21 protein-coding genes are annotated in these 22,964 nt (G+C 72.9%); 16 read left to right on the top strand and 5 right to left on the bottom strand.

Features of this window, described 5'->3' with window-relative positions:
- Position 1 precedes the first annotated feature (1 nt).
- The 3 genes from ACWGE1_RS14865 to nudC are packed head-to-tail and all read left to right on the top strand — an operon-like array spanning position 2 to position 6,464.
- Positions 2-4,039 (top strand): UvrD-helicase domain-containing protein, encoded by a 4,038-nt coding sequence (locus tag ACWGE1_RS14865; RefSeq protein ID WP_453420898.1) that lies wholly within the window; start codon positions 2-4, stop codon positions 4,037-4,039.
- Between the two features lie 9 nt (positions 4,040-4,048).
- Positions 4,049-5,455 carry a dipeptidase gene (locus ACWGE1_RS14870; protein WP_453420899.1) on the top strand — a complete coding sequence of 469 codons (1,407 nt, stop codon included), beginning with the start codon at positions 4,049-4,051 and terminating at the stop codon, positions 5,453-5,455.
- Between the two features lie 52 nt (positions 5,456-5,507).
- Positions 5,508-6,464, top strand: coding sequence for an NAD(+) diphosphatase (gene nudC, locus ACWGE1_RS14875; RefSeq protein WP_453420900.1), 957 nt, complete (start codon positions 5,508-5,510; stop codon positions 6,462-6,464).
- A gap of 65 nt (positions 6,465-6,529) precedes the next feature.
- Here nudC and ACWGE1_RS14880 read toward each other — a convergent pair whose 3' ends face one another.
- The gene (locus ACWGE1_RS14880; RefSeq protein WP_031151539.1) at positions 6,530-6,790 is read right to left on the bottom strand and encodes a mycoredoxin; all 261 of its coding nucleotides are present in this window, start codon (positions 6,788-6,790) and stop codon (positions 6,530-6,532) included.
- Positions 6,791-6,960: 170 nt separating this feature from the next.
- On the opposite strand from ACWGE1_RS14880, the gene ACWGE1_RS14885 reads away from it, so the two are divergent.
- From ACWGE1_RS14885 to ACWGE1_RS14905, 5 genes are all read left to right on the top strand, one after another.
- Complete coding sequence (locus tag ACWGE1_RS14885; RefSeq protein ID WP_453420901.1) at positions 6,961-9,135, top strand: ATP-dependent DNA helicase UvrD2; 2,175 nt, start codon at positions 6,961-6,963, stop codon at positions 9,133-9,135.
- Between the two features lie 167 nt (positions 9,136-9,302).
- Positions 9,303-9,626, top strand: coding sequence for a hypothetical protein (locus ACWGE1_RS14890; protein ID WP_453420902.1), 324 nt, complete (start codon positions 9,303-9,305; stop codon positions 9,624-9,626).
- Between the two features lie 183 nt (positions 9,627-9,809).
- The gene (locus ACWGE1_RS14895) at positions 9,810-10,181 is read left to right on the top strand and encodes a WhiB family transcriptional regulator (RefSeq protein ID WP_453420903.1); all 372 of its coding nucleotides are present in this window, start codon (positions 9,810-9,812) and stop codon (positions 10,179-10,181) included.
- Entirely contained in the window at positions 10,178-10,507 is a 330-nt protein-coding gene (locus tag ACWGE1_RS14900; RefSeq protein ID WP_453420904.1) for a hypothetical protein, read from the top strand. The genes ACWGE1_RS14895 and ACWGE1_RS14900 overlap by 4 nt, the downstream gene beginning before the upstream one ends.
- A gap of 97 nt (positions 10,508-10,604) precedes the next feature.
- On the top strand, positions 10,605-10,811 hold the full coding sequence (locus ACWGE1_RS14905; RefSeq protein ID WP_453420905.1) for a hypothetical protein: 207 nt from the start codon (positions 10,605-10,607) through the stop codon (positions 10,809-10,811).
- A gap of 12 nt (positions 10,812-10,823) precedes the next feature.
- On the opposite strand, the gene ACWGE1_RS14910 is transcribed toward ACWGE1_RS14905, so the two are convergent.
- Positions 10,824-12,152, bottom strand: coding sequence for an ABC1 kinase family protein (locus ACWGE1_RS14910; protein WP_453420906.1), 1,329 nt, complete (start codon positions 12,150-12,152; stop codon positions 10,824-10,826).
- A 41-nt stretch (positions 12,153-12,193) separates the two neighbouring features.
- Positions 12,194-13,357 carry a ThiF family adenylyltransferase gene (locus ACWGE1_RS14915; RefSeq protein ID WP_453420907.1) on the bottom strand — a complete coding sequence of 388 codons (1,164 nt, stop codon included), beginning with the start codon at positions 13,355-13,357 and terminating at the stop codon, positions 12,194-12,196.
- A 245-nt stretch (positions 13,358-13,602) separates the two neighbouring features.
- Here ACWGE1_RS14915 and ACWGE1_RS14920 point away from each other — a divergent pair, with 245 nt between their 5' ends.
- From ACWGE1_RS14920 to ACWGE1_RS14935, 4 genes are all read left to right on the top strand, one after another.
- Positions 13,603-14,142, top strand: a complete 540-nt coding sequence (locus ACWGE1_RS14920; RefSeq protein ID WP_453420908.1) for a M48 metallopeptidase family protein — start codon at positions 13,603-13,605, stop codon at positions 14,140-14,142.
- 138 nt (positions 14,143-14,280) lie between these two features.
- A complete protein-coding gene (locus ACWGE1_RS14925) occupies positions 14,281-15,930 on the top strand; it encodes a TerD family protein (protein ID WP_453420909.1) in 1,650 nt (549 codons plus the stop codon).
- Positions 15,931-15,950: 20 nt separating this feature from the next.
- Positions 15,951-16,631, top strand: a complete 681-nt coding sequence (locus ACWGE1_RS14930; RefSeq protein ID WP_327419403.1) for an AIM24 family protein — start codon at positions 15,951-15,953, stop codon at positions 16,629-16,631.
- A gap of 17 nt (positions 16,632-16,648) precedes the next feature.
- Entirely contained in the window at positions 16,649-17,404 is a 756-nt protein-coding gene (locus ACWGE1_RS14935) for an AIM24 family protein (RefSeq protein WP_453420910.1), read from the top strand.
- 69 nt (positions 17,405-17,473) lie between these two features.
- Here the strand turns inward: ACWGE1_RS14935 and ACWGE1_RS14940 are convergent, their stop codons facing one another.
- Together ACWGE1_RS14940 and ACWGE1_RS14945 are read right to left on the bottom strand one after the other, a co-directional pair.
- Positions 17,474-18,004 (bottom strand): NUDIX hydrolase, encoded by a 531-nt coding sequence (locus tag ACWGE1_RS14940; RefSeq protein WP_453420911.1) that lies wholly within the window; start codon positions 18,002-18,004, stop codon positions 17,474-17,476.
- Complete coding sequence (locus ACWGE1_RS14945) at positions 18,001-19,407, bottom strand: zinc-dependent metalloprotease (RefSeq protein ID WP_453420912.1); 1,407 nt, start codon at positions 19,405-19,407, stop codon at positions 18,001-18,003. The genes ACWGE1_RS14940 and ACWGE1_RS14945 overlap by 4 nt, the downstream gene beginning before the upstream one ends.
- Before the next feature lie 192 nt (positions 19,408-19,599).
- On the opposite strand from ACWGE1_RS14945, the gene ACWGE1_RS14950 reads away from it, so the two are divergent.
- The 4 genes from ACWGE1_RS14950 (at position 19,600) to ACWGE1_RS14965 (ending at position 22,950) form a co-directional block, all read left to right on the top strand.
- Complete coding sequence (locus tag ACWGE1_RS14950) at positions 19,600-20,766, top strand: SDR family oxidoreductase (RefSeq protein WP_453420913.1); 1,167 nt, start codon at positions 19,600-19,602, stop codon at positions 20,764-20,766.
- Positions 20,767-20,912: 146 nt separating this feature from the next.
- Positions 20,913-21,374, top strand: coding sequence for a molybdenum cofactor biosynthesis protein MoaE (locus ACWGE1_RS14955; protein ID WP_030010759.1), 462 nt, complete (start codon positions 20,913-20,915; stop codon positions 21,372-21,374).
- Positions 21,375-21,519: 145 nt separating this feature from the next.
- A complete protein-coding gene (locus ACWGE1_RS14960) occupies positions 21,520-21,732 on the top strand; it encodes a hypothetical protein (protein ID WP_453420914.1) in 213 nt (70 codons plus the stop codon).
- 126 nt (positions 21,733-21,858) lie between these two features.
- Entirely contained in the window at positions 21,859-22,950 is a 1,092-nt protein-coding gene (locus ACWGE1_RS14965; protein WP_453420915.1) for a YlbL family protein, read from the top strand.
- The last annotated feature ends 14 nt before the right edge of the window (positions 22,951-22,964 follow it).

Genomic DNA, 22,964 nt, shown 5'->3' on the forward strand with positions numbered 1-22,964 from the left:
GGTGCCCGCGCGTCCGCCCGCCCTCTCCGACCCCGAGCAGCTCAAGGAGCTCCTCGGGATCCCTTTCACGCCCGAGCAGATGGCCTGTGTCACCGCCCCGCCCGCCCCGCAGGTCGTCGTCGCGGGCGCCGGATCCGGCAAGACCACCGTCATGGCCGCCCGCGTGGTCTGGCTCGTCGGCACCGGCGCGGTCGCGCCCGAGCAGGTGCTCGGCCTGACCTTCACGAACAAGGCCGCCGGAGAGCTGTCCGAGCGCGTGCGCAAGGCCCTCGCGCGGGCCGGCATCACCGACCCCGACCCGTCCCCGGCCGACGCCGACGCGGCCGGCGGCGAGCCGCGCATCTCCACGTACCACGCCTTCGCCGGACAGCTCCTGAAGGACCACGGCCTGCGCATCGGCCTGGAGCCCAGCTCCCGCCTGCTCGCCGACGCCACCCGCTTCCAGCTCGCCGCGAAGGTGCTGCGCGAGGCCCCCGGCCCGTACCCCTCGCTCACCAAGTCCGTCCCCGACCTGGTCGGCGACCTCCTCGCGCTCGACGGGGAGCTCTCCGAGCACCTGGTCGAGCCCGAGCGGCTGCGCCTGTACGACACCGGCCTGCTCGACGTGCTCGCCGGCACCAAGCTCACCAACGAAGACCTCCGCAAGGTCCCGGAGGCCGTGCGCGGCCGCCTCGAACTGCTCGAACTGGTCGTCCGCTACCGCGCCGCCAAGCGCTCCCGCGACCTCTTCGACTTCAGCGACCAGATAGCCCTCTCCGCGCAGCTCGCCACCACCCGGCCCGAGGTGGGCGCGCTGCTGCGCGAGGAGTTCCGGGTGGTCCTGCTCGACGAGTACCAGGACACCTCCGTCGCGCAGCGGCTGCTGCTGTCCGGCCTCTTCGGCGCGGGCTCCGGCCATGCCGTGACCGCCGTCGGCGACCCCTGCCAGGCGATCTACGGCTGGCGCGGGGCCTCCGTCGCCAACCTCGACGACTTCCCGGAGCACTTCCCGCACGCCGACGGCAGCCCCGCCACCCGGCTCTCCCTCAGCGAGAACCGGCGCAGCGGCGGCCGCCTGCTGGACCTGGCCAACGGCCTCGCCGCCCCGCTGCGCGCCATGCACGAGGGCGTCGAGGCGCTGCGTCCGGCGCCGGGCGCGGAGGCCGCCGGGCAGGTCCGGTGCGCCCTGCTGGAGACCCACGCGCAGGAGCTCGACTGGCTCGCCGACTCCGTCGCCCACCTGGTCCGCACCGGGACGGAGCCGCGCGAGATCGCCGTCCTGTGCCGGTCCGCCGGGGACTTCGCGCAGATCCAGGCCGTGCTGGTGGACCGGGACGTGCCGGTGGAGGTCGTCGGCCTCTCCGGGCTGCTGCACCTGCCCGAGGTCGCCGACCTCGTCGCCGTCTGCGAGGTCCTCCAGGACCCCGGCGCCAACGCCTCCCTGGTCCGGCTCCTGATCGGCCCGCGCTGGCGGATCGGCGCGCGCGACCTGGCCCTGCTGGGCCGCCGGGCGCGGCTCCTGGTGGGCCGCTCGCCCGCCGGGACCGACCCGGACGAGCGGCTGGAGGCGGCCGTGGAGGGCGTGGACCCGGCCGAGATCGTGTCCCTGGCCGACGCCCTGGAGACCTTCCTCGACGGCGCCGGACAGGCCCCGGACGACCTCCCCTTCTCGGCGGAGGCCCGGGTCCGCTTCGCGCACCTCGCCCAGGAGCTGCGCGACCTGCGGCGCTCCCTCGCGGACCCGCTGATGGACGTGCTGCACCGGGTGCTGACCGCCACCGGCCTGGAGGTGGAGCTGTCGGCCTCCCCGCACGCGCTGGCGGCCCGCCGCCGCGAGACGCTGTCGAACTTCATGGACGTGGCGGCCGGTTTCGCCGCCCTGGACGGCGAGGCCACGCTGCTGGCCTTCCTGGCGTTCCTGCGCACGGCCGCCCAGTACGAGAAGGGCCTGGACCACTCCCTGCCCGGCGGCGAGAACACGGTCAAGGTGCTCACCGCCCACAAGTCCAAGGGCCTGGAGTGGGACGTGGTGGTGGTCCCGGACCTGTGCGCGGGGGCCTTCCCGAAGGAGAAGCCGCCGGAGGCCTGGACCTCGTACGCGAAGGTGCTCCCGTACGCGCTCCGCGGCGACGCCCCCACCCTGCCCGTGGATCCGGCCTGGACCTCGGCCGGGCTGAAGTCCTTCAAGGCCGCGCTCAAGCAGCACAAGTCGGTGGAGGAGCTCCGCCTCGGCTACGTGACCTTCACCCGGCCGCGTTCCCTGCTGCTGGCCTCGGGCCACTGGTGGGGGCCGAGCCAGAAGAAGCGCCGCGGCCCGTCGCAGTTCCTGCAGGAGCTGTACGAGCACTGCGCGGCCGGTTTCGGCGAGATCGAGGCCTGGGCGGACGAGCCCGACCCCACCGCCGAGAACCCGGCGCTGTCCGGCGAATCCACCCCGGACCACTCCTGGCCCCTCCCGCTCGACCCGTACTCCCTCACCCTGCGCCGCGCGGCGGCCGCCCTGGTCGAGTCCTACCTCGCGGCCCCGCCGCCGCAGGAGGACGACTCCTACCTGTGGCCCCCGGACTGCGAGGAGCCGTGGCCGGACGAGGACCCCTGGGAGCCGGACCCCGCCGACGGCCCCCGGCCCCAGGAGGCCCCGGCCGCCACACGGCCCGCGCAGCCCACGGCCCCGGCCGACGGCACCCGGCCCTCGGGCCGCGCCGACGGCCCCGGTACCGCTCCGGCCGCCACGAGGCCCGCAACCGCAGCCCGGTCCGGCGAAGCCCGGCCGCCGCAGGCCCCCGCACACCACCACCCCGCCGCGGCCGCCGCCGCGGGGCCGGACTTCGACGACCCCTGGGCGGGCGAAGCCTGGGCATCCCCGGGGACCCGGCGCCCCGCCGGGCCGGCCGAGACCGCCGGCCCGGACTCCGACGACCCCTGGTCCGGTGAAGCCCGGGCACGCCCGGGGCACGGGACGGCCGGTGTCTCCGGGACGGGCTTCGACGACCCCTGGGCGGCCGAGGCCCTGCCCGGGGGCGACGAGACCACGCCCGCCCCCCACGGGCCCCGGGGCAGCGCCCCGGTCTCGGGAAGGGCCGGGGCGGGGGACGAACCCACCCCGGCCACCCCCGCCGCGGGGGCCGGCGTACCCGCCGGGGAGCAGCCCCTCCCCGAGGGCGACGACCTGTGGGCCGTGGAGGCCACCACCGGCTCCGGCGCGGCTGCGCCGACCCCGCGCCCGGGGGCGGGCGTACCCGCCGGGGGGACCTCCTGGGCCGACGAGGCCTGGGCCGCCGACCCGGCGGCGCCCGGCCGGACCCCGCGGCACGCCCCCGCCGGAGGCGACCTCGTTCCGGAAGAAGCGCGGGCCGTCGCCTCCTGGGACCGCGATCTCGACGCCCTCGAGGGTGAGCTCCGCCGTGCCCGCGCGGCCGTCCGGGACGTCGAGCTGCCCTCCGCCCTGTCCGCCAGCCAGCTGCTCCGGCTCGCCGCCGACGAGCAGGGCTTCGTGCGCGACCTCGCCCGCCCCATGCCGCGGCCCCCGCAGCCCGCCGCCCGCCAGGGCACCCGGTTCCACGCCTGGGTCGAGTCCCGCTTCGACGAGCTGCCGCTGCCGTTCCTCGACGTCCTGGACCCCGTCACCGACCTGCCCGGCGCCGCCTCCGACCAGGAGATCGCCGACGAGGCCGACCTCGACTCCCTCAAGGCCGCCTTCGAGCGCAGCCCGTACGCGGACCGGCCTCCCCACCGCATGGAGGCCCCGGTCCAGCTCACCCTCGCCGGCCGGGTCGTCCGCGGCCGGATCGACGCCGTCTACAGGAACCCGGACGGCTCGTACGAGATCGTCGACTGGAAGACCGGCCGGACCACCGAGGCCGACCCGCTCCAGCTCGCCGTCTACCGCGTGGCCTGGGCGGAGGCCACGAACACCCCGCTCGACCGGGTCACCGCCGCCTTCCTGCACGTGCGCAGCGGCCGCGTGATCCGCCCCCGCAACCTCCCCGACCGCGCCCGCCTTGAGCGGATCCTCCAAGGCGAATCGGACCCGGACGGTGACCATCAGGCGGACAGCTAGGCTCGGGGCATGAGCGACACCCCGCCGGACAACGTCGTCCGTACGTACATCGACACGCACCGCGCCGCCTTCCTCGACGACCTCGCCGAGTGGCTCCGCATTCCCTCCGTGTCGGCCCAGCCCGAGCACGCGGGCGACGTACGCCGCAGCGCCGAATGGCTCGCGGCCAAGCTCAAGGAGACCGGCTTCCCGGTCGCCGAGGTCTGGGAGACCCCCGGCGCGCCCGCCGTCTTCGCGCACTGGCCGAGCGAGGACCCGGACGCCCCCACGGTCCTCGTGTACGGGCACCACGACGTGCAGCCCGCCGCGCTCGCCGACGGGTGGCACACCGACCCGTTCGAGCCGGTCGTCCAGGACGGCCGGATGTACGCGCGGGGCGCCGCCGACGACAAGGGGCAGGTGTTCTTCCACACCCTCGGTGTCCGGGCCCACCTGGCCGCCACCGGAGCCGCCGCTCCCGCCGTGCACCTCAAGCTCCTCATCGAGGGCGAGGAGGAGTCCGGCTCCCCGAACTTCCGCGCCCTCGTCGAGGCCCGCGCCGCCGAGCTCGCCGCCGACGTCGTGATCGTCTCCGACACCGGCATGTGGTCCGAGACCACCCCCACCGTCTGCACCGGCATGCGCGGCGTCGCCGACTGCGAGATCGACTTCCACGGCCCGGACCAGGACATCCACTCCGGTGCCTTCGGCGGGGCCGTGCCCAATCCGGCCACCGCCGCCGCACGCCTGGTCGCGGCCCTGCACGACGCCGACGGCCGGGTCATGATCCCGGGCTTCTACGACAACGTCGCCGAGCTCACCGACGCGGAGCGCGCGCTCATCGCCGAGCTGCCCTTCGACGAGTCCGAGTGGCTGCGCACGGCCAGGTCCCACGCGGCCGCGGGCGAGGCCGGGTACTCCACCCTGGAGCGCGTCTGGGCCCGGCCCACGGCCGAGGTCAACGGCATCGGCGGCGGCTACCAGGGCCCCGGCGGCAAGACCATCGTGCCCGCCTCCGCCCACCTGAAGCTGTCCTTCCGCCTGGTGTCCGGGCAGGACCCCTACGAGGTCGAGGCCGCCGTCAGGGACTGGGTCGCGGCCGGGATCCCCGACGGGATCCGGCACTCCATCACCTTCGGCGCACCGACCCGCCCGTGCCTGACCCCGCTGGACCACCCGGCCCTGCAGTCCGTCGTACGGGCCATGGGCCGCGCCTTCGGCCAGAAGATCCGCTTCACACGGGAGGGCGGCTCCGGCCCCGCCGCGGACCTGCAGGACGTCCTGGACGCGCCCGTCCTCTTCCTCGGCATTTCGGTACCGTCCGACGGCTGGCACGCGCCGAACGAGAAGGTCGAGCTGGACCTGCTGCTCAAGGGCGTCGAGGCGACCGCCTACCTCTGGGGAGACCTGGCCGCCGCCCCCCGCACCACCGCCTGACCCGCCGCACACACCTGTCGTACCGAGCCTGCCTGTCCCACCACCGGGGGAGTTGGAAGTACCTGTGAGCACCCATACCGAGCGCCCTCTCACCGAGCGGCCTCTTTCGCTCGCCGCGCCCAGCGGGATCGACCGCGCCGCGCACCACCGTCTCGACGAGGCGTGGCTCGCCGCGGCCTGGAGCCACCCGACGACCCGCGTCTTCGTCGTCTCCGGGGGCCAGGTCCTGATCGACGACACCCCGGACGGCGGCACCGGCATCGTGATGACCCCGGCCTTCGAGGCCCCGGTCACCGAGACCCACCGCTACTTCCTGGGCACCGACGAGGACGGCGTACGGTACTTCGCGCTGCAGAAGGACTCCCTGCCCGGCCGCATCGACCAGTCGGCCCGCCCGGCCGGCCTGCGCGAGGCCGGACTGCTGCTGAACGACCGCGACGCCGGGCTGATGGTGAACGCGGTGGCGCTGGAGAACTGGCAGCGGATGCACCGCTTCTGCTCCCGCTGCGGGGAGCGCACGGTGGTCGCGGCCGCCGGGCACATCCGCCGCTGCCCGGGCTGCGGCGCCGAGCACTACCCGCGCACCGACCCGGCCGTGATCATGCTCGTCACGGACGAGCACGACCGCGCGCTGCTGGGCCGCCAGGTGCACTGGCCGGAGGGCCGCTTCTCCACGCTCGCCGGGTTCGTGGAGCCGGGCGAGTCGATAGAGCAGTCCGTCGTCCGCGAGGTGTGGGAGGAGGCGGGCGTCCGGGTCGGGAAGGTCGAGTACGTGGCCAGCCAGCCGTGGCCCTTCCCGTACAGCCTGATGCTGGGCTTCACGGCCCGCGCCACCACCTCCGAGATCACGGTGGACGGCGAGGAGATCCAGGAGGCCCGCTGGTTCTCCCGCGAGGAGCTGCGCGCGGCGTTCGCCTCGGGCGAGGTGCTGCCGCCGTCGGGCATCTCGATCGCCGCCCGGCTGGTCGAGCTCTGGTACGGCGAGCCGCTGCCGAAGGCCGCGGCGTAACGTCCGTCACAGCAGAAGGCCCCCGCCTCGGCGGGGGCCTTCTGCTGTCGCGTCGAGGGGCCCGATCAGACGGCGAGAGCCTGCTTGACCTGGGCGAGCGAGGGGTTCGTCATGACGGACTCGTTGCCCGCGGAGGACTTCACGAGCACGGTGGGAACCGTCTGGTTGCCGCCGTTGGCCTTCTCCACGAACGCGGCGGACTCCGGGTCGAGCTCGATGTTGATCTCGTTGTACGCGATGCCTTCCCGGTCCAGCTGGGTCTTCAGCCGACGGCAGTAGCCGCACCAGGTCGTGCTGTACATCGTGACGGTGCCCGTGTCCTGCATGCTGCGCTCTCCTTCGTGAAGGCTCGGTGGTCCGAGTACTCGAACGTACGCGACTCCACGGCCATTCCCGTCCGTGCCCGTCCGCACCGCCGGTGTGACTGATATGACGTATTGGCACCGCCTGTGGACAGATTTCCCGCCCGGCCCACGCGACCTGGCAGCATGGCGGGGTGACAGCAGCAACGCACTCCTCATCGTTCCCGGGTGGCCCCGCCTCCGCCGACTCGGCCGACGCGGTGCTCCTGGGTCTCGACCCGGAGCAGCGCGAGGTCGCGACGACCCTGCGCGGGCCGGTGTGCGTGCTGGCGGGCGCCGGTACCGGCAAGACCCGCGCGATCACCCACCGGATCGCCTACGGCGTCCGGTCCGGGCAGCTCATGCCGGCCAGTGTGCTCGCCGTCACCTTCACCAACCGCGCCGCGGGCGAGATGCGCGGACGCCTGCGCACCCTGGGCGCCGGCGGGGTCCAGGCCCGCACCTTCCACTCCGCCGCCCTTCGCCAGCTCCAGTACTTCTGGCCCAGGGCGGTCGGCGGGGACGTGCCCCGGCTGCTGGAGCGCAAGATCCAGTTCGTCGCCGAGGCGGGCGCGCGCTGCCGCATCCGCCTCGACCGCAACGAGCTGCGCGACGTCACGGGCGAGATCGAGTGGGCGAAAGTCACCCAGACCGTGCCCGCGGACTACCCGGTGGCCGCCCTCAAGTCCGGCCGCGAGGCTCCGCGGGACCTGGCCGAGATCGCCCAGATCTACGGGACGTACGAGCAGCTCAAGCGCGACCGCGGCATGATCGACTTCGAGGACGTGCTGCTCCTGACCGTCGGGATCCTGCAGGACCGCCACGACATCGCCGAGCAGATCCGCTCCCAGTACCAGCACTTCGTCGTCGACGAGTACCAGGACGTCAGCCCGCTCCAGCAGCGGCTGCTGGACCTGTGGCTCGGCGAGCGCGACAGCCTCTGCGTCGTCGGCGACGCCAGCCAGACCATCTACTCCTTCACCGGCGCCACCCCGGACCACCTGCTGAACTTCCGCACGCGCTACCCACAGGCCACCGTGGTCAAGCTGGTCCGCGACTACCGCTCCACCCCGCAGGTGGTGCACCTCGCCAACGGGCTGCTGAACCAGGCCAGGGGCCGGGCCGCCGAGCACCGGCTGGAGCTGATCTCGCAGCGCGAGACCGGCCCCGACCCGGTCTACGCGGAGTACGCGGACGAGCCCGCCGAGGCCGAGGGCGTCGCCCACCGGATCCGGGACCTGATCGCCGCGGGCGTCCCGGCCGGCGAGATCGCCGTGCTCTACCGCATCAACGCCCAGTCCGAGGTCTACGAGCAGGCCCTCGCCGACGCCGGGGTCCCCTACCAGCTGCGCGGAGCCGAGCGGTTCTTCGAGCGCCAGGAGGTCCAGAAGGCGATCCTCGCGCTGCGCGGAGCCGCCCGCTCCGGCGGGAACGACCCGCTGCTCGACGACGTCGTGGAGCTGGGCTCCCAGGTCCGGGCGGTGCTCAGCTCCACGGGCTGGACCGCCGAGCCGCCCGCCGGCTCCGGCGCCGTGCGCGACCAGTGGGAATCGCTGGCCGCGCTGGTCCGGCTCGCCGAGGACTTCGCCCGCGCCCGGCCCGGGGCCACGCTGGCCGACCTCACGGTCGAGCTGGAGGAGCGCAAGGCCGCCCAGCACGCCCCGACCGTCCAGGGCGTCACCCTGGCCTCGCTGCACGCGGCGAAGGGCCTGGAGTGGGACGCCGTGTTCCTCGTCGGCCTCACCGACGGCATGATGCCGATCACCTATGCGAAGACCGACGAGCAGGTCGAGGAGGAGCGGCGGCTGCTCTACGTCGGCGTCACCCGGGCGCGGCTGCACCTGACCCTCTCCTGGGCGCTCTCCCGCGCCCCCGGCGGCCGGGCCTCCAGGCGTCCCAGCCGCTTCCTGAACGGCCTGCGGCCGGGCTCCGCGGCCCCGGGCGCGGGCCCGGGCTCCAAGGCCGAGCGAGGGGCGCGGGGGCGCGGGCGCCGCGGTCCGGCGCTGTGCCGGGTCTGCGGCAAGACCCTGACCGAGGCCGGCGAGCTGAAGCTGATGCGCTGTGAGGACTGCCCGTCCGACATGGACGAAGGTCTCTACGAGCGGCTGCGGGAGTGGCGAGCGGTCCAGGCGAAGGAGCAAGGTCTGCCCGCCTACTGCGTCTTCACGGACAAGACGCTGATGGCGATCGCGGAGTCCGCGCCCTCCGAGGAGGGGGAGCTCTCGATGATCTCCGGAGTGGGTGGCCGTAAGCTTGATCGGTACGGGGCCGAGGTCCTGGCCATCTGCGCAGGTCAGGAGGTCGAGGCCGGGCATCCTGACGACGCGTAGAAACTCGTCGGAAAAATAGTTTGCACATGCCCAGCGAAGACCCATAGGTTCTTAGCAACGGAAACGGTGGCTTCTCCGAAGCCCTGGATCCGTGCTGTACTTATCCGAATACGCATGGGACAGGCCTCCGGGCCGAGTCCCCGAGACGCCGAGAGGAGGCGAGACCAGTGACCAGCTTCATGACCTTCACCAAAATGACCGATCGCTCGGTTGATGCCTCCTGCCTGCTCGGTTCCGTCTCCCTCCTGGGTACCGGTGTGTCCGCGATTTCCGCCGACCGCCCCGCCCTGCTGGCGACCCTTCCGGTCAGTGAGCGCAACGAGCGACCGACCCAGGCACCGGTGGCAGTACTGGCAGCAGAAGCGCAGACGCATGGCGCCTATGGATTCGCTGCCGCAGCCGGTGCCGGATCCCAGAAGAAGCAGACGAAGCAGCAGCACCACCTGATGTGGGCCTTCCGTGGGCTCGAACCCTGGAGTGATCCAGCCTGATCGCATGATCAGGCCGGCGCCTTCAGGGCCGCGGAACCCCACCCGGGATCCGCGGCCCTTCTGTTTGTCCCCGAACCGGGGATGACGGAGCGAAGGGGCCTCGGGACTGGCAGAACCAGGTACCAGCCGAACCCGGCCGACCGGCCGGAACGACTAGCCGAACAAGACGAGGAAGAAACCACCGTGCAACTCGAAGCGCACGCCCCGTCCGTACCGCAGACCCAACTGATCTCCCCGCCCGCAGTCCCGGAGGACCACACCTTGACCCCGCTCACCGCGCTGACCGCGCTCGACGACGCCATCGAGAACCTCGGCGTGCCCGTCCCCTGCCGCACCTTCGACCCCGAGGTCTTCTTCGCCGAGTCCCCGGCCGACGTCGAGTACGCCAAGTCGCTCTGCCGCACCTGCCCGCTGGTCGAGGCCTGCCTCGCCGGGGCGACCGAGCGCCGCGAGCCCTGGGGTGTCTGGGGTGGCGAGCTCTTCGTCCAGGGTGTCGTCGTCGCCCGCAAGCGTCCCCGTGGCCGTCCGCGCAAGAACCCGGTTGTCGCGGCATGACCGCCATCGGAACCATCGACCGCCCCCTGACGCACGACCCCCTGAAGCAGGCCCTCATGACCGCCCACATCACGAGCGAGCAGCCCCACGGCGCCGCCCACGCAGACTTCATCACCACCGGCGCGATCACCTCGCGTCAGAACAGGACCCGCGAAATGCAACTCATCCCAGAAGCCCTGGCTCGCGCCCATATGGACGACCGCATGCGTGAGGCGGACGCCGAGCGTCACGCCGTGCGCCTGGTCGCCGCCCGCCGCATGCAGCGGCGAGCCGAGCGCGTCTCCATGCGCGCCCGGCGCGCGCTGGCCATGGCCGTCATGCACTGAGAACTGAAAGCAGCATCACCCGGGGGACCGGTCCGCACGGACCGGTCCCCCGGTGCGTTGCGCGGCGGTCCACCCCGGACGGGGATATCGTCTGGAGGTGGACCAGCCGACTCCCCACCCCGGCCCGTCGGTACCCGGGACCCAGCCCGTCGTCTGCGCGGGCTGTGGCACCAGGGCCCCGGGCGAGATCCCGCCCACCTGGACCTGCTCGGTGGAGAACGGGACCAGACAGTACTTCTGCGTCGACTGCGCGCGCGCCAACCTCCGGGCCATCGAGGGCAGACTCGACTCCTCCTGGTGGTGACGCACTGCGGCGTCACCCGGCGGAGGTGAACCCCGGTAGCCAGGTGTCCAGTTCGTCCCGCAGCCGCACCGTCGCGCCCAGCTGGCACAGCACCCCGATGGTGCTCAGCGTCACGCGGTGGATCAGCAGGTACGAGGGCGGCAGATTGATCTGCCGGCCCAACTGGTGCGCGGGGGAGCGGGGATCGGCGATCCGCGCCGCCTGGCCGCGCAGCCACGGCCGGGTGAAGGTGAACTCCTCGGCCTCGGCGGGCTCGATGATCGGCTTCAGATAGTCCAGCACCGCATCGGGGTCGAGCTCGATGGACTCCTTCACGAACCCCTCGGCGCACAGGTGGCCGTAGACCCCCTCGGCGTCCCCGTCGAGCGTCATCCGCAGCGACCTGCCGATGGGCTTCGGCCAGCCCCCGGGCAGCCGGTCGACCGTGCCGAAGTCCAGGACGCCCAGCCGCATCCGGCCGTCCGCCCCCGGTATCAGCCGGAAGTTGCCCGGGTGCGGGTCCGCGTGCAGCAGACCCGTGCGCGCGGGACCGGAGAACAGGAACCGGGCCAGCAGCTGTCCGGCGCGGTCCCGCTCCTCCTGGGTGCCGTCGGCTATCACCTCCGACAGCGGGGTCCCTTCCATCCACTCGGTCACCAGCACCTGGTCGCCCTGGTGGACGACATCCGGCACCACCACGTCCGGGTCGTCCACGAAGGCGTCCGCATGCGTCCGCTGGGCCTCGGCCTCCAGCTCGTAGTCGAGCTCCTCGGCGACCCGGTCGCGCAACTCCTTGATCAGCGGCTTGATCTCCATACCGGGGATCAGCGGACCGAGCAGTCCCGCGAACCGGCCCAGCTGCTTCAGGTCCGACAGCAGCGCCTCACCGGCCCCCGGGTACTGCACCTTGACGGCCACCTGCCGGCCGTCGTGCCACACCGCCCGGTGCACCTGCCCGATCGAGGCCGCCGCGGCCGGCTTGTCCTCGAACTCCTCGAACAGGTCCCGCCAGTCGGCGCCGAGACGGTCCGTCAGCACCTGGTGCACCGTCGCCGCGGGCAGCGGCGGGGCCGCCTCCTGAAGCTTGGTCAGCGCGGCCCGGTAGGGCCCCGCGACCTCCTCGGGCAGTGCCGACTCGAAGACCGACAGGGCCTGCCCGAATTTCATGGCGCCGCCCTTCAGCTCCCCGAGCGTGCGGAACAACTGCTCGGCGGTGCGCTGCTGGAGCTCGCGCGCCACGATCTCCGCGGACTTGCCCCCGATCCGCTTGCCCAGCCCCCACGTGGCCCGACCGGCGATGCCGAGCGGCAACGCGGCCAGCTTGACGGTACGGGTGACCGCCTTCCGGGGAAGATCAGACATACGCCCCTCCAGGTCCCAGACAGCTGCGCCGCGAGCGGCATTTACAGGACGGGCTCCGCCGACCCGACAGCCTCAACGCATCCTGTCATGGCCCTCCCGGCCGGTGTCCTCCCCTCCTGCTCCATCGGCCCTCCCGCCCCGCAGGGGCACTCGGGATGGGCTCGAACCGGGGTGGATTCCCAGTGGAGGGAGGGCAGAGCCGCCTCCCAGCGGGAGGCCGTGGAAGCGGGCAGCTTGCCGTCGAGGAAGGACAGGGCGTGGGCCGCGGCCAGCCCGGCCACCGCCGTGGACAGGCCCAGGTCGCATGCCGCGCCCGCGCGGCGGCGGTGGGCCGAGCGCCACTGCACCAGCATCCTCGGCCAGGCCGCGTCCCGGTCCACGCGGTCGCGCTCCATGCACCCCGCGCACGCCGTCGCACCCGGCAGCACCAGAGGCCCCACCAGCCCCGTCCCCTCCAACACCCCCGCATACAGGTGCGGGATGCCCGCGGCGACCCAGTCGGCCGCGGTGTCCGGATCGGGGGCCCAGGCGTGCAGCCCGTCCCGGGGCGCGACCACCACCAGGGCCAGCCCCGGCTCCTCGCCCTCGTCCTCCCCGGCCCGCGGGGTGCGGCCCGGGGCCGCCCCGCGCACCAGTCTGCGCGCGGACTCGGCCCGCAGCCGGCCCACGCCGGCGGTGTCCAGCCCACCCGGCGCCACGTCCGCCGCCTCCACCCGGCCCCCGTCGAGCACTTCGACCCGGCCCACGCCGGCTCCCGCCAGGACCGCGGCGATCACGGCGCCCACCCGGCCGCTCCCGCGCACCCGCACCCGTATCGCCCGGCGCGCGGCCATCCCCCGCAAGTCCCCGCCGGGCTCCCGGTGGACCAGGGACAGCGAACCCAGGTCGGGCCCCAGCCGCTCCAGGGTCCCCGGATGCGCCCGCAGGGCCTGGGCCCGCGGTCCGCCCGCCGTGGCGTCGTCGAGCAGACCCGCTCCCGCCAGCGTCCTGACCACCTCGTCGGCCCGGCCGTCCGGCAGCCCCATCGCCGAGGACTCGGCCCGGAGCATGTCCATCCCCCGGGTCCCGTCGATCCGGTCGATCAGCGCACCCGTCGCCGTGTCCACGGGGCCGAGCACCACCGCATGGGCCGGTGTCACCCCGAACTGAACCGTTTCGAGATCCCGCCAGGCCCGCGCCAACGCCGGTTTCACCTTCGGATACATGTCCGATCCCCCCTCGATTTCCCGTGCGCACGCGCACCGCCCGTTTCCCGCTCTTCCGCAACACTGCCCGTCCGCCGGAATCCGTGCAGAAATTTGTCCACAGGTGGGAGGTATTAGGCATATGAGAGGAAGAGATGTGAAGGAGGGTGAAGGGAAATGGAGTTCCGGAAATCGGCTGCGAATCCCTCGTGTTCGAACCCCGGACGGGCGGGACTTCCGCGACCGCCAACGGGTACCGTCGTGGCGTGTCCGCCGACCCACCGCAGCGCGCCGTCGAAGTCCGCCGGAGCGCGCGCCGCCGCAGGACCGTATCCGCCTACCGCGAGGGTGACCGTACGGTCGTGCTCATCCCTGCCCGGATGTCCGAGGCCGAGGAGCAGCGCTGGGTGGGCGTCATGCTCGACAAGCTGGCCGCCCAGGAGAGCAGACGCACCTTCGGGGACGCGGAGCTCACCGAGCGCGCCGGACAGCTGTCCGAGCAGTACTTCGACGGCCGCGCCCGCCCCCGCACGGTCCGCTGGGTCACCAACCAGAACACCCGCTGGGGCTCCTGCACCCCCGCCGAGGGCAGCATCCGGCTCTCGCACCGCCTGCAGGGCATGCCCGAGTACGTCGTCGACTACGTGCTCCTGCACGAGCTGGCCCACCTCCTCGTACCCGGCCACGGACCCCGCTTCTGGGCCCTGCTGGAGGCGTACCCGCGCACCGAGCGGGCCCGCGGCTACCTGGAGGGCGTGGTCGCGGCCGAGCGGCTGCCCAAGGTCCCCGCCGCCCGCGAGGAATGAGCCCGGGGGCCGGCCGCCCGCCCGTCACGTCACGCAGAGTGTTTTGTACCGGGTCGGTACCGGCTTGGCCGGATGTCGGCAGTTGCCGTTAGCCTGAGCGGCACGCATTCACAGTCGGGATGGGGGACGGTCGTACGTATGGCCAGGGAATTCCAACGCGGCCACAAGGCCAAGATCAGTGATCTCACGGCGGGCACCGATCTGTACGTGGGCGTCCAGATCTCCGGGTCAGGACTCGCCTTCGACATCAGCTGTTTCGGCCTCGACGCCAATGAGCAGCTGTCGGACGACCGTTACTTCGTCTTCTTCAATCAGCCGAAGTCGCCGGAAGAGTCCATTCAGCAACTCGGTGCCCAGTCGGGCGACACCGAATCCTTCCGGGTGACGCTGGACCGCATTCCGGCATCCATCCACAAACTGTCCTTCACCGCCACCATCGACGGTGCCGGACAGATGTCGCAGATCGGCCCGGGCTACATCCGGATCGTCGCCGGCGGCGAAGAGGTCGTCCGGTACGCCTTCACCGGGTCGGAGTTCACCACCGAGCGGGCCGTGATGCTCGGCGACTTCTACCTGAAGGACGTGTGGCGCTTCGCCGCCGTCGGGCAGGGCTTCGACGGCGGGCTCGACGCGCTGCTGCGGAACTTCGGCGGCGAGGTCGCCGAGGACGCGCAGCCGGAGCAGCAGGCCCCGGCCGCCGCCTCGCCCGGATTCGCCCCGCCGCCGCAGGCGGCCGCCCCGGCCCCGTCCTTCGGCGCCCCGGCCCAGCAGGCTCCGCAGGCCCCGGCCCCCGCGCCGTCCTTCGGCGCGCCCGCGCCCGCTCCCGGCGCCCCCGCCCAGCCGCAGTACCAGCAGCCCGCGGCCCCGGCCCCGGTGCACGCCGCGCCCACCATGGCCGCGCCGATCGCCCCGCCGGCCCCCGCGCCCTACGGCCAGCCGCCGCAGCAGCCCTCGTACGGTCAGGTGCCGCCGCCCGCGCCGGCCCCCGCGCCCTACGGGCAGCCGCCGCAGCAGCCCTCCTACGGCCAGGTCCCCGGCCAGCAGCCGCCCCCGTACGGGCAGCAGCAGCCCGCCTTCGGCCAGCAGCCGCCGCAGTACGCGCAGCAGCCGCAGCAGGCAGCCGCCGGAGCGGGCCTCGCCGCCGCGCTCCAGCCGTACAAGGAAGCCCCCACCGGCACCCGCTGGACCCCGCAGAACCAGCAGCTCATGCGGGTCGACCTCGCGATGGGCGGCCAGGCCGTCCTCGCCCGCCAGGGCAGCATGGTCCTGTACCAGGGCAAGGTCGACTTCAGCTACAAGGGCGCGGGCTTCGCCGGCCGCATCGTCGGCAACGCCACCGGCCAGGAGATGCAGCTCATGCGCTGCACCGGCCGCGGCCAGGTCTTCCTCGCGGAGAACGGCGCCCACCTGCACGCCATCGAGCTCCAGGGCGACGGGATCTGCGTCTCCGCCGAGGCCGTCCTCGCCTTCGACGAGTCGCTCCAGCACGAGGTCCGCCGCATCGAGGGCCACGGCATCCCCGGCGGCGCCCTGTTCACCATGCAGTTCCAGGGCACCGGCACGGTGATCGTCAAGACGCACGGCGTCCCGGTGGTCCTGCCCGTCACCCCGACCACCTTCGCGGACAGCAACGCCATCGTCGCGTGGTCCTCCGCCTCGCAGGTGATCATCTCCAGCCAGGTCCGGCTGCGGCGCAACGCCTACCCCGGCCACAGCGGGGAGACCGTGAACCTCCAGTTCCGCGGCGCTCCCGGCAACTTCATCGTCGTCCAGCCGTACGAGGTCTGAGGGAGCCCGACATGAACGCAATGAACCAGCAACTCGCGGGCTACGCCCCGACCCCCGTCACGGCCCGCATGGAGAACCACGGCCGGGCCATGCTCAAGGTCGCCATGCAGAGCGGCCAGGACCTCTTCGCCCGCACCGGCTCGATGGTCGCCTACGAGGGCTTCGTCCAGTACGAGCCCAACCCGCCGGCCGTCCGTCAGATGGCCTCGCAGTGGGTCACCGGCGAAGGCGCCCCCCTGATGAAGTGCACCGGCGACGGCCTGCTCTACCTCGCCGACTACGGCGCCGACGTCGTCGTCATCAACCTCAACAACGACTCGCTCTCGGTCAACGGCACCAACCTGCTCGCCTTCGACGCCCACCTCCAGTGGGGCGTCGAGCGGGTCAAGGGGCTGGCCAAGTTCGCCGGTCAGGGCCTGTTCAACGTCCAGATCGCGGGCACCGGGTGGGTCGCCCTGACCTCCCGCGGCACCCCGATCGTGGTCGACTGCGGCCGCGGCGAGGACGAGACGTACGTCGACCCCGACGCGCTCGTCGCCTGGTCGCCGAATCTCAAGGTCAAGGGCAAGCGCAGCTTCAAGGCCTCGTCGATGATCGGCCGGGGCAGCGGGGAGGCCTACCAGATGGCCTTCTCCGGCCAGGGCATCGTCGTCGTACAGCCCAGCGAGGACAGCACCGACCGGCTCCGGGTCCGGGGCTGAGGGGGAGCGGACACATCATGCAGAGCGCACTTTTCGCCCACGCCGAGGCGCAGTCCCAGGACCGGTACGCCATCCAGAACCCGCAGCTGCTGCGGGTCTCGCTGACCGGCTCCGACGACGTACTCGCCCGCAAGGGCGCGATGGTCGCCTACCAGGGGCTCATCGACTTCGACGGCGAGTACCAGACCACCAGCCAGCGCAATGCCCGCCGCCGCACCGGCGAGGGCCTGGACCTCATGCGCTGCTCCGGGCAGGGCACGGTCTACCTGGCCAACCTCGCCCAGTACGTGCACGTCGTGGACGTGGACCAGGACGGCCTCACGGTCGACAGCAGCTACGTGCTGGCCCTGGACTCCACCCTGCACACCGAGGTCATCGCGGTGGACAGCCAGTACGGCATCTCCGGCTCGGGCAAGTACCAGCTCAACATCTCCGGCCGCGGCAAGGTCGCCCTGATGACCTCCGGGCAGCCGCTGATGATGCACGTCACGCCCGACAAGTACGTCAACGTCGACGCGGACGCGATCGTCGCCTGGTCCACCTCGCTGCGGGTGCAGATGCAGGCCCAGACGCACTCCAGCGGGGTGTGGCGGCGGCGCGGCAACACCGGCGAGGGCTGGGAGCTGAGCTTCCTCGGCACCGGCTTCGCGCTGGTGCAGCCCAGTGAGGTGCTGCCGCCGCAGAACGCCCAGCTCGGTCAGGGCGTCGCCGCGCAGTTCGGCATGGGCCAGCACGGCTCGCACGCGCAGAACCAGAACAACGCCTGGAACTGACGGTTCCGAGCACGGCGAAGGGGCGGCCCCGCACGGGACCGCCCCTTCGCCGCGTCCGCGTCGGCGCGCTCAGCCGCCGAGCCGTGCCAGCGTCGCCTCCAGCAGCCGCACGACGGACGTGTCGGCCACCGCCGCCACCTCCTCGTACGGGAACCAGCGCAGGTCCAGGGACTCCTCGCTGATCTCCGCCACCGCGCCGGCCGGAGCCAGCGCCGCGTACTGCACGTCCAGGTGCCAGTGGCAGGGAGCCGGGATCGGGTGCCGGTCCAGGCGCACCGGTCCGCCCTCCAGCAGGGTCAGCCCCGACACGATGCCCGACTCCTCGCGGCCCTCGCGCAGCGCCACGTCGGCGAGGGTCCGGTCACCGGGCTCGCAGTGGCCGCCCATCTGGAGCCACATGCCGAGCTTCTTGTGCAGCGTCAGCAGCACGCGCCCCCGCACCGGGTCGATCACCAGTGCGCTGCCCGTGATGTGCCCGGCCCCGCACGGCTTGTAGACCCCGTCCGGGTGGGCCGCCAGGTGCTCCAGGTAGAGATCGCGCAGCTCCGGCTGGTCCTCGTACGCCTTCAGGACGAGGACCGCGTCTTCGTGCAGGCTCACTTCTTCTCGTCGCCGTCCTGCTCGCGCTTCTCGGCGGCCTCGCCGAGCATCTTGTCGATCTCGGAGAAGTCCAGCTGCTCGCGGTGCACGAAGCCGTCCGGGTCGTCCAGGTCGGAGGCCGTCGGCAGCATGTCCGGGTGCTCCCACAGGCCGTCGCGGCCGTCCACCCCGCGGGCGTCGGTGAGCGAGGCCCACAGCCGCGAGGCGTCCCGCAGCCGGCGCGGGCGCAGCTCCAGGCCGATGAGCGTCGCGAAGGTCTGCTCGGCCGGCCCGCCCGAGGCGCGCCGCCGCCGCATGGTCTCGCGCATCGCGTCCGCCGAGGTCAGCCGGGGCTTGGCGGCCTCGTGCACCACCGCGTCGACCCATCCCTCGACCAGCGCGAGCGCCGTCTCCAGGCGGGCCAGGGCGGCCTTCTGCTCGGGGGTGTCCTGCGGCTGGAACATGCCGCCCTGGAGCGCTTCCTGCAACTGCTCCGGGTTGGACGGGTCCAGCTGGCCGACCACGTCCTCCAGCTTCGAGGTGTCGACCTTGATGCCGCGGGCGTAGCCCTCGACCGCGCCGAACAGGTGCGAGCGCAGCCACGGCACGTGGGCGAAGAGCCGGGCGTGCGCCGCCTCGCGCAGGGCCAGGTAGAGCCGCACCTCGTCCGAGGGCACGCCCAGGTCCTTGCCGAAGCTCTCGATGTTCAGCGGCAGCAGTGCGGCCTTCCCGGCCGGGCCCAGCGGCAGGCCGATGTCCGTCGAGCCGACGACCTCGCCCGCGAGGGTGCCGACGGCCTGGCCGATCTGCTGGCCGAACATGGCGCCGCCCATGGAGCGCATCATGCCGAGCAGCGGGCCCGCCATGGCCTGCATCTCCTCGGGCAGGACGCTGCCCATGGCCGCACCGACCCGCTCCGCGACCGGGTCCACGAGCTCCTTCCACACCGGGAGGGTCGCCTCGATCCACTCGGCGCGGCTCCAGGCCACGGCCGTGGTGGCGCCCGAGGGCAGCGAGGTCACACCGTCCAGCCAGTGGTCGGCGAGGCGCACGGCCTCCTCGACGGCGGACTTCTCGGCGATGCCGACGCTCGCGTCCTTCACGCCGTCCGCGGTGCCCTGCGCGACGGTCTGCCGCGCGATGTCCTTGGCCATGTCCCAGTTCACGGGACCGCCCTCGTAGCTCAGCATCTGGCCGAGCTGCTGGAAGGCGGCACCGAGGTCGTTCGGGTTCATGGAACCGAACATCGCGGCGAACGGGTTGTCCGCTCCGGGGGCGCCCGCGCCGCCCGGCAGGCCCATGCCGGGGAACCCGAAGGGATTCGCCGGGCCGCCCTGACCGCCCTGGTTGCCCTTCTTCTGGCCTTCGTCGCCGTTCTCCGGCTCCTCCGGCGGAAGGCCGAATCCGAATGGGGTGTCGCTCACGGGTTTCCTCGGCTCGTAGGGCCGCCGGCGGGTGCCGACGGGCAATGGTCCGACAACACCACCCAGCGTAGACACCGCACCCGCATCCGGGCTCGGTGCTCCGCCGACTCCTGGGCTGCGGCAGGATGGACATCACCTGGTGGGCACGCGTCACGGCGCGTCCCTACTGAAGACAACCGCTGGAGACGCCCGGTGAGTTCCCCAGATCCGCAGTTTCGCGCGATGCCCGACGACGAGAACAGCTCAGAGCACGGTGACGGCGCCCCCGGCGTTCGCCAGCCGCGAAACCCGGCGGCCGACCGCCGGCGCAGCCCCGTGATCGCCGTGACCGGCGCCGCCTCGGGCGTCGGCGCCGCGCTGGTGAGCCGCCTGGCCGCCTCCGACGAGGTCAAGCAGGTCGTCGCCATCGACGAGCGGCGGGGGGACTGCGCCGCCGCGCAGTGGTACATCCTCGACGTACGGGACCCCGCGATCGCCGAGAAGCTGCGCGGCGCGGACGTCGTGGTCCACCTCGCGCTGGACCTCGACCTGGAGACGGACCCGGCGGCCCGTACGGCGTACAACGTGCGCGGTACCCAGACCGTCCTGACGGCCGCCGCGGCGGCCGGCGTGCACCGGGTCGTGCTCTGCACCTCGGCGATGGTCTACGGGGCCCTGCCGGACAACGACATCCCCCTGTCCGAGGACTCCGAGCTGCGGGCCACCGCCGAGGCGACCGGTGTCGGCGACCTGCTGGAGATCGAGCGCCTCGGCCGCCGGGCCCCCCGCGCGCACCCCGGACTGAACGTCACCGTGATCCGCCCGGCCGTTCTCGTCGGCGGCACGGACACCGCCCTGACCCGGTACTTCGAGTCCCCGCGGCTGCTCGTGGTGGCGGGATCCCGCCCCACCTGGCAGTTCTGCCACGTGGACGACCTGGTCAGCGCCCTGGAGTACGCGGCCCTGGAGAAGGTCGAGGGCGAGCTGGCCGTGGGCTGCGAGGGATGGCTGGAGCAGGAGGAGGTCGAGGAGCTGAGCGGCATCCGCCGCATGGAGCTCCCCTCCGCGGTCGCCCTGGGCGCCGCGGCCCGGCTGCACCGGATCGGCCTGACCCCGTCCCCGGCCGGGGACCTCGCCTACACGATGCACCCCTGGGTGGTCAGCGTCAGCGGGCTGCACGCGGCGGGCTGGCGGCCGCGCTGGACCAACGAGGAGGTGCTCGCCGAGCTCCTCCAGGAGGTCTCGGGCCGCCACACGGTCGCCGGCCGCCGGCTGGGCCGCCGGGACGCCGCCACCGCGGCCGGGGCGGCGGGCGCGACGGTGGCCCTCCTGGGCGCGGCCGCCGCGGTCCGCCTGGCGCGCAAGCGGCGCGGGATCTGACCGGACCCGCGGCGCCGCACGTGCCGTCCGCCGGGCGGACCGCGGGCATCCGCGGGCCCCGTCCTGTAGGAGGCTCCCAAGACCGCGGGCCCGCCCCGGGCGAATCTGCTATTTCGCCGGGTCAGCGGCTAGGGCACGATGAAGGCATGGCACCGCACTTCGACCACCCCGGTGAGCAGGCCGCTTCGGACCCGATCCGGCTGCTCCAGATCCGCGAGACCGCCCTCTCGATCGACGAGGTCTTCCAGGCCGTCGGCGACGACGCCTCGGGCGGCACGACGCTCTTCGTCGGCACGGTGCGCAACCACGACAGCGGCGCGGACGTCGACTCGCTCGGCTACTCCTGCCACCCGACCGCCGAGGCCGAGATGCGCCGCGTGGCCGAGCGCGTCGTGGCCAAGTTCCCGGTCCGCGCCCTGGCGGCCGTGCACCGCGTCGGTGACCTGGCCGTGGGCGACCTGGCCGTCGTCGTCGCCGTGTCCTGCCCGCACCGCGGCGAGGCCTTCGAGGCCGCCCGGATGCTGATCGACGACCTCAAGCACGAGGTCCCGATCTGGAAGCACCAGACCTTCAGCGACGGCACGGAGGAGTGGGTCGGCGCCTGCTGAACCCCCGGTCGGGGAGCGGTACCCGGAAGGCGGTAACCTCGCACCCGTTCGGCCGCGCAACACGCCCTCGATTTGCGTAACCCCCCCACGGGCACGAGCGTTGAAGCCACCAACGAAACGTACTTCGGGGTAGGGAGGCACGCCCATGGCGTCTTTGGCGTGGTTGCTGATTCCGCTCTTCGCCGCGATCGGAGCGGCGATATGGGGCAGCTGGGCGGCACGCGACCGCACACAGGGTGACATATCCGAGCTCGCGGGCTACGCACGGTTCCGTGAAGCCATGGCCGGTGCAGACCAGGCCAGGGTGAAGGCGGACGTCCATTCCTCGCACTCCCACTCCGCCTCCGACGCCGTCTGACGCTCCGCGTCCGTCCCGTTCCGGTGCGCCGCCGTCCGTGAGATTCCGCTGAGAGTTTCGCGTACGGCCCCCGTACGGACCGGCCCCGAGGGCCGCCCGCCATGGCCGTCCCGTACTGTCGGATCCATGCCACGCCGCACCGCGACGATGCTCGCCTCCACCCTGGTGCTGTTCGCGCTGCTCTGCGCAGGGTTGTTCATCAAGGTCCCGTACTCCGAGATGAGCCCCGGCCCGACCGTGAACACGCTCGGTGACTCGCACGGCGCGCCCGTCCTCAACATCTCGGGACGCAAGACGTACCCGACCAGCGGCCACCTCAACATGACGACGGTCCGCGTCACCGGCGCGGACTACGACATGAGCCTGGTGGAAGCGGTGTACGGGTGGCTGGCCGGCGACAACATCGTCGTCCCGCACGAGAACCTCTACCCGAACGGCAAGACGGACGCCGAGTCCACCCAGGAGAACGCCGAGGAGTTCAGCCAGTCGCAGCAGAGCGCCAAGGTGGCGGCCCTGAAGCAGCTCGGCATCCCGGTCACCGCCCGGGTGATCGTCTCCTCCGTCGTCAAGGCCAGCCCCGCCGAGGGCCGGCTGCACGCCGGGGACGTGATCAAGGCCGTGGACGGCACCGCCGTCACCGCGCCCGAGGACGTGGCCAAGCTCGTCACCAAGCACAAGCCGGGCGAGCCGGTGGAATTCACCATCGTGCCCGCCAAGGAGGCGGCCGAGGCGGCGAAGGCCAACAACGAGGCGCCCGGCTCCTCGAAGGTGACGATCACCGCGGGGAAGGCGGAGGGCGACGGTCACGCCATCGTCGGCATCCGGGCCGGCTCCGACCACGCCTTCCCGTTCACGATCGACATCAAGCTCGCCGACGTCGGCGGCCCGAGCGCCGGTCTGATGTTCGCCCTCGGCATCGTCGACAAGCTCACCCCGGAGGACCTGACCGGCGGGAAGTTCGTCGCGGGCACCGGCACCATCGACGACGCGGGCAAGGTCGGACCCATCGGCGGCATCCAGATGAAGACCATCGGCGCCCGCCAGGCCGGCGCCGAGTACTTCCTGACGCCCGTCGAGAACTGTGCCTCCGCGGCCTCGAACGTGCCCGACGGGCTGACCCTGGTGAAGGTCGCCACCATCGGCGACGCCACGAAGGCGCTGGAGAAGATCAGCAAGGGGGACACGGCCGGGCTGCCGCAGTGCAGCGCCAAGCCCTGACCGCTCCGCCCCCC

It is taken from the genome of Streptomyces sp. NPDC054932 (assembly GCF_053610205.1).